The following is an 11,202-nucleotide window of genomic DNA, read 5'->3' on the forward strand; positions in this document are numbered from 1 at the left end:
GACATATATTTTTAGATTGGAATCGCTCAATTTAAACTTTAATTATGATAGTTATCGAGACATTTAAGGGAAAGTCCATTACAGAGCACCGTGTGGAGATTGTGGAACGTAAGGGCACGGGGCATCCGGATTACATGTGCGATTCAATAATGGATGCCATTTCTGTTGCATTGTCAAAGGAGTACATCAAGGAATTCGGCAATGTCCTGCACCACAACATAGACAAGGGTCTTCTTGCAGCAGGAAGGACCGACAAAAGGTTCGGCGGAGGCAGGGTTCTAAAACCGATGGAACTTATCATAGGGGACAGGGCAACATTCAGGGCTGCAGGGAAAAAGATACCGGTTGCCGAGATCGCCATAGATGCTTCAAAAAAATGGATTAAGGAAAATCTCAGGTTTGTTGACCCCGAAAGGCATTTAAAGTATCGTGTCGTCCTTGCTCCTGGATCAGAAGAGTTGACCGATATTTTTTTGAGGCCCGGCAAAGTCAGGCCTGCTAATGATACATCTGCTGCTGTGGGATATTATCCTTTGAGTCCTACGGAGAAGGTTGTCTTCGAACTGGAGAGATACCTGAACTCGAAAAAGTTTAAAGATAAATATCCCGAAACAGGCGAAGACACAAAGGTCATGGGATTGAGGAGAGGGAATAATCTGGATTTGACGGTTGCCATGCCTTTCATTGCCAATTACATAAAATCCGAAAAAAATTATTTTGAAAGAAAATCTGTAGTGCAGAAAGATATGATGAGGTTTGTTAATGGATTCAAAGGATTTAAAGGTATAGAAGTTCATTTTAATACCCTCGATGAGGAAGGAAGGGGGCTCGGCGGGATTTATCTGAGCCTTCTTGGAACATCGGCAGAGGATGCCGACTCAGGCCAGGTTGGCCGTGGCAATAGAGTTAACGGACTTATATCCATGAACAGGCCGCTGGGAACAGAGGCAGCAGCAGGAAAGAATCCTGTGAGCCATGTGGGAAAGATATACAATGTCTTTGCACACAAGATAGCAAAGGAGATTTACGAAAAGATAGAAGGAATAAAAGAGGTTTACGTCCTCCTTTTGAGCAGGATAGGAACACCTATAGACCAGCCCCAGATGGCAACTGCCCAGGTCTTGCTTGAGAGAGGAAGGAAGATTAATGAAATAGCAAAGATGGCAGAGGAGATATTCGAGCAGGAATTTTCGAAGATAAGCAAATTCTGCATGGAATTGAGCAGGGGGAAATATCCTATTTGTTAATGTTATAATTTTTTATGGCTGTTTTGGAGATTAGAAAATACCCCGATGAAGTCCTGAAGAAAAAAGCCCTGCCTGTTGAGAATATCGATAAGGATTTGCAGCGCCTTATCGACAACATGATAGAGACCATGTATGCCGCTTCGGGCATCGGACTTGCTGCGCCTCAGGTCGGTGTCTCAAAAAGGCTTATAGTCATTGATGTGAGCACAAAGGATGAAAAACATCCCCTTATTGTCCTGATTAATCCCGAAATAACAGAAGCGGATAGTTTCATCGATTCCGAAGAAGGATGCCTTAGCGTACCCGGCTATACTTCGACTATAAAAAGGGCAGGAAGGGTCGTTGTAAAAGGACTTGACAGGAATGGCAAATCCGTCCATGTTGAAGGCACAGGTCTTTTTGCAAGGGCGCTTCAGCATGAGATAGACCACCTCGATGGTGTTTTGTTTGTTGACAGGATGAGTTCGATAAAGCGGGAATTCTTTAAAAAGAGGTACCTTAAAAAGACAGTAGTCAGTAGCCAGCAGTCAGCGGTCAGAAGATAGCGTGGCTTTAATTTTTTTTGGCACACCCCAATTTGCTGTCCCTTCGTTAAAGGCGCTCATCGATGAAAAGGAAGATATTGCACTTGTTGTTACCCAGCCTGATAGGGTGAAGGGAAGAGGACACATGCTTTCATCCCCACCTGTTAAAGAACTGGCACTGTCCTATGGATTAAAGGTTGTGCAGCCAGATAAAATCAGGAATGAAGATTTTTATAAAGAATTGAGGTCTATAGCTCCGGAATTCATTATCGTGGCTGCTTACGGGAAGATACTCCCGGAGGAAATACTCAATATGCCAAAATTCGGATGTATAAATGTACATGCATCTCTTTTACCCAAATACAGAGGTGCAGCGCCAATCCAGTGGGCATTGATAAATGGCGAAAAGGTGACGGGCGTAACAACAATGCTCATGGATAAAGGCCTTGACACAGGAGATATGCTCTTGAGGTCGGAACTGGAAATCAAGGCTGATGACAATTCAGAAACGCTTTTTGAAAAACTATCCGAACTCGGTGCCAAGACATTGATTGACACCATAAAGGGTATGAGGGAAGGCAAGATAAAGCCTGTTCCACAAACAGGAGAAGCAAGTTACGCGCCGCCGCTTAAAAAAGAAGATGGGAAAATAGACTGGAACAGGAGTGCAGAGGAATTGTTCAATTTTGTGAGGGGAATGTATCCGTGGCCATCTGCTTTTTGTTATTTCAATGATGAGAGGATAAAGATTGTCAGAAGTCAGAAGTCGGAATTCGGAATTCAGAAAGAAGCAGTTCCAGGGAGGGTTGTAAAAGCGTCTGACGGAGAAATGATTGTTGAAACAGGAGATGGTTTTCTGGTGATAGAGGAGCTTCAACCTGAAGGGAAAAAAGTTATGTCTGCAAAGGCATTTTTGGCAGGCAGAAAGTTGAAGGAAGGTTATGACAGGTTTGTTTAGGGCAATGGTCTTAAAGGTGCTTTATCCCATGCTCATGCTTGTGGGTGCATTTTCTAAGGATAAAAAGGAAAGACTGCAACTATTCATTGTAGACCTCAATAACAGGCTTGTAAGGGCTCAGGGCTTTAAGACAAAGAGGATATTGCTGCTTCTGCCGCACTGCCTGCAAATAAACGATTGCGATGTGAGAATTACAAATGACATTTACAACTGCAAAAGATGCGGCAGGTGCAATATAAAAGATCTGATAAGTGTTGCAGACGAAAATAATTTAAAACTATTTGTCGCCACCGGCGGAAATCTTGCCCGGCGCATTGTAAGCGATGTAAGGCCTGAGGCAGTAGTAGCAGTTGCATGCGAGAGAGACTTAAGCAGTGGCATAGCAGATGCCTATCCCCTCCCTGTTCTGGGCATTCCAAACGAAAGGCCATTCGGCCCGTGCTTTAACACCCGCGTTGATTTAACAAAGGTCAAAGAGGCAATAGAATTCTTCGGGAAATAATTGGGTTTAATTCAAATTCACAACGCTTGCTATGTCTGAACCAGTTCGATCTTTAAATCATAACCGAGTCTATGGAGATATTCATAACAGTCATCCCATGTCAGGCCGAACTCGCGAACATCAGCAAGTCCTATGCGGGCGAGAATATCTCTTATAAGTTCAAAACTTGAGCTTTCCAAATCTGCCTCCTGCATCATATTTTCAGCCCAGTCAACAAGAGATGATAGAGTGGTTTGCCGGTTTATGTATCGCATAAGCATATCTGCAAGCATTTTTCTTGTTAAAATCATTTTCATCCCTCCTTCTTTATTGCCCTATGGCCTTTATCTATCGGAAATTTTTCGTGAACTTCTACCAAGCTGTTATGTTCATCGTAAATTTCCTGATAGAATCTGACTGTTTCTTCCGAGGCATTTACCTCTTTAACATATCGGGCTTTCCAGCCGTGTTTTCCGTTTATTTCAAGCCAGTATTTCCTGCTGCCAGGAAGATCTTCCCAACGAGTAAACTTCCTTTCATTTATTTTACGTTTATCTTCAATACTCATTTATTAATTAAAGTATATCATAAAGACACAATTGGAATGGAAGGTTTAAACCTCAGTGCTTCGTTTGAATCAATAGCACTTGGGTAATTTTTACCTCCATTCTTTCATGAAAGCTGATATAATTCTCATATAACTGAAGCAAGGGGGATGAGATGCGATATTTTATGAAAATTTTTCTTGCAGTCGTTATCAATATATTCCTGTTTGCCGGATTATCCCACGCCGAAAAAGTTACCTTTGCAAAAGAATACACATAATGAAATAACTCCGCCAGCCGCATTTTCATACCCAGCGGGAAGGCGGGAAGCCGGAAAAACATCCTATAAAATAAAGATTGACAGCGATACTATTATTGATACTATAATTTTATATGGGTGAGGTTGCAGATATAGTTCTGCAAATGAGAAGCAATCCTCAAAATGTGCGATTCGCCGACTTGTGTATGGTTTGTGATTACTACTTTGGAACTGCCCGACAAAAAGGAAGCAGTCATAGAATATATGAAACTCCGCGGCAGGGAGACCCGAGAATTAATATTCAGAACAACAGAGGAAAGGCTAAGGCATATCAGGTGAAGCAAGTGCTTAAAGCTATCGAGATATTGGAGGTAAATTATGGCACTGAAAAATGATCATTACACTTACAGGGTAACATGGTCGGCGGCAGACAACGAATATGTCGGACTGTGCGCTGAATTTCCGAGCTTAAGCTGGTTAGCGAAAACCCCGGAAGAGGCTTTAAAGGGCATCCGTAAATTAGTTGCCAGCGTAATAGCAGATATGAGGAAAGCAGGTGAGGTTATACCAGAGCCGATAGCAAACCGCCATTACAGCGGCAAATTCGTTGTGCGTGTCACCCCTGAAACACATAAAGACCTTGCCATACAGGCGGCTGAAAGCGGGGTAAGCCTAAACCGTCTTGTTGCCGCTAAATTAAGCCGGTAACTCTGAAAAGACAACCCTATGCCCTCTACCCGCCATCTTGCCATTACAGCCCTTAATAAAATCTTCAATAAAGGAATAAAGCCCAAGGATGCGCTGGATGAATTATCTGTTGATTTGGACAAAAGAGACAGGGCATTTCTGATGGAGATTGCTTACGGCGTCATGAGATACAGGGATTATCTTGATTGGGTGCTCAAGGATTTTTTGAAAAAGCCTTCAGGGCTTTCTCCATACACCATTAACAATCTCAGGGCTGCTGTTTATCAGCTAAAGTACATGCGTGTGCCTGAATGGGCAGTTGTCGATGAGGCGGTGAATCTCGAAAGGTTCAGCGAAGGCAAACGGTCGCTGGTAAATGCGGTGTTGAGAAATTTTTTGAGGAATAAAGAGCAGATAAAAAAACCCTCTAATGATAATCCGGCTGAATACATATCCATTACTACATCGCATCCAAGATGGCTTATAAAAAGATGGATTAAAAGATTCGGATACGACGAGGCATTGAAACTGGCGGAGAAAAATAACGAGATGCCGCCCCTCACAATCAGGATGAACAATGTGTCGGAAAAGGAGCAGGTGCTTCAGATATTGCATGAAAAGGGAGTAGGTGCGCATCCAACGAGATATTCTCCTGTCGGGGTAGTTATAGAAGGGCATTATTCCTATCAGGAACTATCGGAGATTTTGCCTTTTACATATTTTGTCCAGGACGAGGCTGCACAGCTTGTAACATATCTTTTGAATCCACTACCTCATGAAAGAGTTCTGGATGCCTGCGCAGCGCCTGGAGGAAAGACAACACACATTGCACAGACGATGGAAGATAGCGGAGGAATAATAGCGGTAGAGTCGGAAGAAAAGAGGATAAGGCAATTGAAGGAGAATGTTTCGAGGCTCGGCTTGAGATCGATCAAAGTTATTCACGGCGATGTGAAATCCCTCGACACAAGACAGTTCGATAAGCAATTCGATAAAATACTTCTTGACGCGCCGTGCTCTTCCATTGGCGTTATAAGAAGGAATCCTGATGCAAAATACAGGCACACAAAAAAAGACCTCATCGGATATAAGGAAAATCAGCTTGATATGCTCAGGGCAGTATCGCGGTTTCTTAAGACAGGCGGCATTATGGTATATTCTGTATGCTCCACAGAGCCGGAAGAGGGGGAGGAGGTCATCAGGGAATTTTTATACAGCAACCCTGATTTTAGTATTATAGAGGGAGACCATGATTTCCTGAAGCCTTTCGAGGTATTAGATAAGGATGGACATCTTTTTTACAGGACATTCCCTCACAGGCATAATATGGACGGCTTTTTTGCTGCAGGGCTGAAAAGGATCGGATGAATAAATTAATAAAGATACCGCTCTATATCATCGCAATATTCGCCATTGGTATGATTTCAGGCCACTTCACCTTTAAAGTGCTGAGCTTCAGCAGGACTGTTACTGTGCCCGACCTCAGGGGCAAGGATATGGTTGATGCCAATGATATACTCAGGAAAAAAGGTCTATACATGAGGCTTGAAGGAGAAAACTACGATCCCTATATACCACAAGGGTATATAATACGCCAGGATATACCTCCAAAGAACAGCGTAAAAGAGGGAAGGGAGATAAAGGTTGTGCTGAGCAAAGGCCCGAAGATCAGATATGTCCCCGATGTTGTGGGACAGCCCCTTGAGGTTGCAGAGGCCATACTAAAAGAAAAAGGCATAAGAATCGGCAAGGTGCTGTACGTCCATTCGGATAAAGTAGTAAAGAATATAATACTTGCACAAAGACCCGAGACCAATGAGAAGGGCGGAGATAATTTCAGCGTGATTGTAAGCTTGGGAGACTTTGAAAAATAAGGGTCCCCAAAAAGTCGCAGACTTTTTGGGGTGATAGTCAGGAGGGAAGGATGATAAAGATTGCCCTGTCAATATTATCGGCTGATTTTATGAGACTCGGCGAAGAGATAAAGGCTGCTGAGACTGCCGGCGTCGATATGCTTCATCTGGATATAATGGACGGACATTTTGTTCCGAATATCACCATCGGCCCTGCATTTGTTGAGGCAATAAGGAGGACAACCACCCTGCCCCTCGATGTGCATCTGATGATAGAGGAGCCCGATAAGTTCTTGAGGGACTTTATTAAGGCAGGTGCGGATTATATCACAGTCCATGTGGAGACATCTGTTCATCTTCACAGGACAATCCAGTGGATAAAAGAGAGCGGCGTAAAGGCAGGGGTGTCTTTGAATCCGGCCACGCCTATATGGAGCCTCGATCATATACTGCCAGACCTTGATATGGTGCTCTTGATGTCGGTCAATCCTGGTTTTGGCGGACAGGAATTTATACCCTATGTGCTGGACAAGATAAAGTCATCGAGAAACATCATTAAAGAGAGGGGATTTAATGTCCTCATAGAGGTGGACGGCGGAGTAAAGCCCGACAATGCCAAGGAAATAGCTCTGGCAGGCGCTGATATTCTTGTTATGGGCTCTGCATTTTTCAATTCAGAGGATTATGGGGTCTTAATGAAACGGCTGAGGGAGATGTTGAAATAGAGATATGGAAGACAAGATATATGAATTGATCAGGCAAGCCGAGATATTAAGGGAGAAAGCTGAATATAAAGATTCCCTTATGCTTTTTAAAAAGGCACTCTCAATCAGTAAGAGGCACGGTATCCTTGACGGCGCTCTCGATTCCACCATTGCCATGGCCGATATCTACAGGATGACAGGAAACTTTGATAAGGCTGTGAAGAATTACGAGGATGCACTGGAGGCATCCGAGGCATTGGGGAATAAGTTGACTGCTGCTGACTGTATGGCGGGAATGGGTTTGTCTTTACGGGCAATGGGGATGTGGAGGGATGCCATAAGGTTTATATCTGCCGCAAGAAAGATTTACGAGAAAGAGAAGGACAAAAGGGGGACTGCATTTTCTTTATGGGCAGAGGCAGGCGCCTTGAGGGTTGCGGGCGATATTACAAGGGCTATTAAAAAATTCAACGAGTCAAAGAATATATTCTCAAGTGCAAAGGATACATCAGGAGTGGCTTATTCATTGTGCGGACTTGGCGGTGCACACAGGATTGCAGGCAAATTTAAAGAGTCAATGAATTACTATAAGCAGGCAAACGAGACATTCAGGAATCTCAAAGACAAATTCGGTATTGCCTATTCCCACTGCGGCATCGGCAATGCCTGTAGGATGCTTGACAATTACAAGGATGCCTTAAGACATTTTGAAAAGGCAACAGCACTTTATGAAGAGATAGGGGATGTTGTCAGCTATTCCTATACGCTCTGGAGCCTTGCCAATGTGCATAAGATGAAGATGGATTTCGCCAATGCCAAGTTCTATATAACAAAGGCCCTGAGGAATTTTAAAAAGACAAAGGATCCGAGAGGGATCATATACTGCAATCTGACACTTGGAGAAGTAATGTTTATGGAAGGCAGAAAGGGCATTGCCGAAAAGAAATTTCTTTTTGCCCTTCATAGTGCCGATGGGCATGATTTCAAGCTCGAAAAGTGCCATTCGCAGATGCTTTTAACAGCAGTCGGCAGTCAGCAGTCAGCAGTTAAAACCGAGTGTTACAAAAAGATGGGAGTATATCTGAAATTTACGGGCATCCCTTTTAATATGCCATGAATGTTGTCAATATCCCCAATATCATTACCTTTGTCAGGATCATTATCATCCCTGCCTTTGTAACCGCGCTGATTTATAAGAGATACGGTTATGCATTGTTTCTATTTATATTTGCCGCTGTTTCCGATGCACTTGACGGTCTCATGGCGAGGATGACAAAACAGAAGACAAAATTAGGGGCATTCCTCGACCCTCTTGCAGATAAATCCCTTCTTGTGACATCATTTATACTCTTTTCTGTTTATGACTGGATACCGCTGTGGCTGACCATAACCGTTATAAGCCGTGATGTGATCGTGGTGCTGGGATGGATTTTGTTGTATCTGTCTGCGCACATAACAAAGATAGAGCCGTCAATAATCGGCAAGGCAGCCATTGCATCGCAGTTGATACTCATTGCATATACGCTTTTGTCTATCAATGTGAATTATATTCCACCTCCTGCAGGCTTGATGTTCTGGACGGTTGCAGTATTAACGATTGTTTCCGGAATACAGTATATTTATAAAGGGTTGAAGCAGTCAGCTATGTGAAAGGGGGATTTCATAAGGGGGACAGAGTCCCCCCTTATGTGCTAAAACAGGCAAGTGAGAAATAGTTGCGGTATAGAAATTGAAGAGATAGAAAAGGGGAGCATTGCAGAAAAGGCAGGGCTGCAGTCAGGTGACAGGCTTGTTGCCATAAACAGCCATGAGGTCAGGGACGAAATAGACCTGCTGTTTTACGGCAATGAACCAAAGGCAAGCTTCCTCATACAGAGAAACAAAGAAAAGATGACGGTCGCTATGCAGATGGATGAGGCAGGTTGCTCCGGACTTGGTATCGTACTTAAGCCATTTAAGATTAAGACATGCAGAAACAACTGCATATTCTGTTTTGTTGCCCAGCTTCCACGGGGATTGAGGAGATCCCTATATATTAAGGATGAAGATTACAGGATGTCTTTCCTCTATGGTAACTACATTACCATGACTAATCTTTCGGATGCGGATAAAAAGAGGATTGTGGAGCAGAGGCTCAGCCCCCTGTATATCTCTGTGCATTCAACTAATACCGAGATAAGGAACAAACTGATCGGCAATCCGCACGCCTCTGACATTCTGAGGGAAATAAAGTTCCTTGCCTCGCATAAAATAAGGATGCATACCCAGATAGTCCTTTGCCCGGGTTATAATGACGGCAAGAACCTCGAAAAGACCATAACCGATCTCTATAAATATTATCCATACGTGGCATCCATAGCTGTGGTTCCTGTTGGGATGACGGCACACAGAAAGAAGGTACTAAAGCCGGTGGAAAAGGAGGATGCGGCCAAGGCAATCGGGACAATCCAGAAACTCCAGACCAGATTTAAGAGAAAACATGGAGACAACATTGTCTATGCAGCGGACGAGTTATATATAAAAGCGGAGATACAGTTCCCGCCGCTGGAGCATTATGGGGAGCTCCCGCAGATAGAAAACGGGGTAGGCATGGTGCCGGTTTTCCTTCATCAGGCAAAGAGGATAAAGGCGCCGCGTGCATCGAAAAAGAAGATGTTCGTCACCTTTACGGGTGTTTCTTTTTATCCGTATCTTTCGAGATTTATCGATAAGCTCATTAAGGATGGAATCGGCATAAAGGCAATATCTGTGGAGAATGCATTCTTCGGTCAAAGCATAACGGTGACAGGACTTCTCACAGGAAGGGACGTGATTAAATCCCTATCGGGCATTGTTAAGAAGGACGATGTTCTGCTTATCCCCGATGTCGTTATGCGGGAAAGGGATGAGGTATTCCTTGACGATGTATCGAGGCAGGATATAGAAGATGTGCTCGGAGTAAAGGCAGTGGTTATTGAATCAACACCAAAGGGTCTCGTTGACGCAATTTCGAAGGAGGGTTTATGAACATAAGCGGAAAGACAAAGGTGACAGGGCTTTTCGGCTATCCCGTGGAGCACAGTCTTTCACCCGCGATGCACAATGCTGCCTTTGAGCATTTGAATCTTGATTACTGCTATGTGACCTTTTCCGTGAGACCGGATTTATTAGGAGATGCAGTGAAGGCCATCAGGGCATTAAGTTTAAGCGGTGTAAATGTTACTGTTCCTCACAAAGAAAATGTTATGCCTTTTCTGGATGAAATCAGTGAAGAGGCGTCATTCATCGGCGCTGTTAATACTATAAAAAATGATAATGGCAAACTGACAGGATACAACACAGACGGCAAGGGCTTTATGCAGTCTTTATCCGAGGCAGGTATAGATGTCAGGGATAAAAAAATCCTTATTGTCGGTGCTGGAGGCGCCTCCCGCGCCATAGGCTATTATCTCTGTAAAGAGGCATCGGAAGTTCATCTTTTTGATGTCGACGATAAAAAGGCCGATTCATTAAAAGAGCACCTTAACAAGCTCAAAGGGAATGTTTCCCTTGCGGGTGCAAGGTCAGTCAAGGATAAAGATTTTTTTTCAGGAATAGACATTATTATAAATGCAACACCCCTCGGATTGAAGCCTGATGACCCGATGCCTGTTGATGTACCACTGATTAATAAGAATCATATGGTTTGCGATCTGATATATAAAGAGACTCCTCTTTTGCGAGAGGCGTCGAAAATAGGCTGCAAGACCATGGACGGCCTTGGTATGCTTCTCTATCAGGGTGTTTTTGCATTCGAGATATGGACAGGAATAATGCCGCCTGTGGAAGTGATGAGACAGGCAATAGGCAATGGACGATAGGCAATTGGCGACTTTCATTTATAGCCTATTTTAGAGGTTATTAGGGACAGCGCCCGTTTTCTGATTCTGGCCTCAACTTTAAATGGTCGCTGTCCCTATTTAATT

15 protein-coding genes are annotated in these 11,202 nt (G+C 43.6%); 13 read left to right on the forward strand and 2 right to left on the reverse strand.

What is annotated here, in order from left to right:
• The first annotated feature begins 44 nt into the window (after positions 1-44).
• Genes V7L97_RS08805 through V7L97_RS08820 form a run of 4 tightly spaced genes read left to right on the forward strand, consistent with a single transcriptional unit; the run spans position 45 to position 3,231 of the window.
• Positions 45-1,247: a methionine adenosyltransferase gene (locus tag V7L97_RS08805; protein ID WP_333655152.1), complete on the forward strand. Its 1,203-nt coding sequence runs from the start codon at positions 45-47 to the stop codon at positions 1,245-1,247.
• Between the two features lie 14 nt (positions 1,248-1,261).
• The gene (def, locus tag V7L97_RS08810; RefSeq protein ID WP_333655153.1) at positions 1,262-1,792 is read left to right on the forward strand and encodes a peptide deformylase; all 531 of its coding nucleotides are present in this window, start codon (positions 1,262-1,264) and stop codon (positions 1,790-1,792) included.
• A 1-nt stretch (position 1,793) separates the two neighbouring features.
• Positions 1,794-2,729, forward strand: a complete 936-nt coding sequence (fmt, locus tag V7L97_RS08815) for a methionyl-tRNA formyltransferase (RefSeq protein ID WP_333655154.1) — start codon at positions 1,794-1,796, stop codon at positions 2,727-2,729.
• Positions 2,713-3,231 carry a DUF116 domain-containing protein gene (locus tag V7L97_RS08820; protein ID WP_333655156.1) on the forward strand — a complete coding sequence of 173 codons (519 nt, stop codon included), beginning with the start codon at positions 2,713-2,715 and terminating at the stop codon, positions 3,229-3,231. Before fmt ends, V7L97_RS08820 begins: the two co-directional genes overlap by 17 nt.
• 29 nt (positions 3,232-3,260) lie before the next feature.
• Here V7L97_RS08820 and V7L97_RS08825 read toward each other — a convergent pair whose 3' ends face one another.
• Together V7L97_RS08825 and V7L97_RS08830 are read right to left on the reverse strand one after the other, a co-directional pair.
• Entirely contained in the window at positions 3,261-3,521 is a 261-nt protein-coding gene (locus tag V7L97_RS08825; protein ID WP_333655157.1) for a hypothetical protein, read from the reverse strand.
• A gap of 2 nt (positions 3,522-3,523) precedes the next feature.
• A complete protein-coding gene (locus V7L97_RS08830; protein WP_333655158.1) occupies positions 3,524-3,778 on the reverse strand; it encodes a hypothetical protein in 255 nt (84 codons plus the stop codon).
• Positions 3,779-4,148: 370 nt separating this feature from the next.
• Between V7L97_RS08830 and V7L97_RS08835 the strand changes: the two genes are divergently transcribed.
• The 9 genes from V7L97_RS08835 to aroE are packed head-to-tail and all read left to right on the forward strand — an operon-like array spanning position 4,149 to position 11,097.
• Positions 4,149-4,409 carry a hypothetical protein gene (locus V7L97_RS08835; protein ID WP_333655160.1) on the forward strand — a complete coding sequence of 87 codons (261 nt, stop codon included), beginning with the start codon at positions 4,149-4,151 and terminating at the stop codon, positions 4,407-4,409.
• The gene (locus V7L97_RS08840) at positions 4,393-4,722 is read left to right on the forward strand and encodes a type II toxin-antitoxin system HicB family antitoxin (protein ID WP_333655161.1); all 330 of its coding nucleotides are present in this window, start codon (positions 4,393-4,395) and stop codon (positions 4,720-4,722) included. The genes V7L97_RS08835 and V7L97_RS08840 overlap by 17 nt, the downstream gene beginning before the upstream one ends.
• 18 nt (positions 4,723-4,740) lie before the next feature.
• On the forward strand, positions 4,741-6,069 hold the full coding sequence (gene rsmB, locus V7L97_RS08845; RefSeq protein ID WP_333655163.1) for a 16S rRNA (cytosine(967)-C(5))-methyltransferase RsmB: 1,329 nt from the start codon (positions 4,741-4,743) through the stop codon (positions 6,067-6,069).
• Positions 6,066-6,575 carry a PASTA domain-containing protein gene (locus tag V7L97_RS08850; protein WP_333655165.1) on the forward strand — a complete coding sequence of 170 codons (510 nt, stop codon included), beginning with the start codon at positions 6,066-6,068 and terminating at the stop codon, positions 6,573-6,575. The genes rsmB and V7L97_RS08850 overlap by 4 nt, the downstream gene beginning before the upstream one ends.
• 50 nt (positions 6,576-6,625) lie before the next feature.
• Positions 6,626-7,279: a ribulose-phosphate 3-epimerase gene (rpe, locus tag V7L97_RS08855; protein ID WP_333655167.1), complete on the forward strand. Its 654-nt coding sequence runs from the start codon at positions 6,626-6,628 to the stop codon at positions 7,277-7,279.
• 4 nt (positions 7,280-7,283) lie between these two features.
• Entirely contained in the window at positions 7,284-8,375 is a 1,092-nt protein-coding gene (locus V7L97_RS08860) for a tetratricopeptide repeat protein (protein ID WP_333655169.1), read from the forward strand.
• Complete coding sequence (locus V7L97_RS08865; RefSeq protein WP_333655170.1) at positions 8,372-8,908, forward strand: CDP-alcohol phosphatidyltransferase family protein; 537 nt, start codon at positions 8,372-8,374, stop codon at positions 8,906-8,908. Before V7L97_RS08860 ends, V7L97_RS08865 begins: the two co-directional genes overlap by 4 nt.
• A 54-nt stretch (positions 8,909-8,962) precedes the next feature.
• A complete protein-coding gene (locus V7L97_RS08870; RefSeq protein WP_333655171.1) occupies positions 8,963-10,264 on the forward strand; it encodes a DUF512 domain-containing protein in 1,302 nt (433 codons plus the stop codon).
• Complete coding sequence (gene aroE, locus V7L97_RS08875) at positions 10,261-11,097, forward strand: shikimate dehydrogenase (protein WP_333655172.1); 837 nt, start codon at positions 10,261-10,263, stop codon at positions 11,095-11,097. Before V7L97_RS08870 ends, aroE begins: the two co-directional genes overlap by 4 nt.
• Positions 11,098-11,202: the final 105 nt, after the last annotated feature.

The sequence above is a fragment of the Dissulfurispira sp. genome, from assembly GCF_036745535.1.
In the GTDB taxonomy this organism is placed as follows: Bacteria; Nitrospirota; Thermodesulfovibrionia; order Thermodesulfovibrionales; family Dissulfurispiraceae; genus Dissulfurispira.

What these genes read in the sequence shown, in the direction of transcription:
- V7L97_RS08805 (WP_333655152.1), top strand. Translation starts at nt 45, where the DNA reads ATGATAGTTATCGAGACATTTAAGGGAAAGTCCATTACAGAGCACCGT.
- def (WP_333655153.1), top strand. Translation starts at nt 1,262, where the DNA reads ATGGCTGTTTTGGAGATTAGAAAATACCCCGATGAAGTCCTGAAGAAA.
- V7L97_RS08820 (WP_333655156.1), top strand. Translation starts at nt 2,713, where the DNA reads ATGACAGGTTTGTTTAGGGCAATGGTCTTAAAGGTGCTTTATCCCATG.
- V7L97_RS08825 (WP_333655157.1), bottom strand. Translation starts at nt 3,521, where the DNA reads ATGATTTTAACAAGAAAAATGCTTGCAGATATGCTTATGCGATACATA.
- V7L97_RS08830 (WP_333655158.1), bottom strand. Translation starts at nt 3,778, where the DNA reads ATGAGTATTGAAGATAAACGTAAAATAAATGAAAGGAAGTTTACTCGT.
- V7L97_RS08835 (WP_333655160.1), top strand. Translation starts at nt 4,149, where the DNA reads ATGGGTGAGGTTGCAGATATAGTTCTGCAAATGAGAAGCAATCCTCAA.
- V7L97_RS08840 (WP_333655161.1), top strand. Translation starts at nt 4,393, where the DNA reads ATGGCACTGAAAAATGATCATTACACTTACAGGGTAACATGGTCGGCG.
- rsmB (WP_333655163.1), top strand. Translation starts at nt 4,741, where the DNA reads ATGCCCTCTACCCGCCATCTTGCCATTACAGCCCTTAATAAAATCTTC.
- V7L97_RS08850 (WP_333655165.1), top strand. Translation starts at nt 6,066, where the DNA reads ATGAATAAATTAATAAAGATACCGCTCTATATCATCGCAATATTCGCC.
- rpe (WP_333655167.1), top strand. Translation starts at nt 6,626, where the DNA reads ATGATAAAGATTGCCCTGTCAATATTATCGGCTGATTTTATGAGACTC.
- V7L97_RS08860 (WP_333655169.1), top strand. Translation starts at nt 7,284, where the DNA reads ATGGAAGACAAGATATATGAATTGATCAGGCAAGCCGAGATATTAAGG.
- V7L97_RS08865 (WP_333655170.1), top strand. Translation starts at nt 8,372, where the DNA reads ATGAATGTTGTCAATATCCCCAATATCATTACCTTTGTCAGGATCATT.
- aroE (WP_333655172.1), top strand. Translation starts at nt 10,261, where the DNA reads ATGAACATAAGCGGAAAGACAAAGGTGACAGGGCTTTTCGGCTATCCC.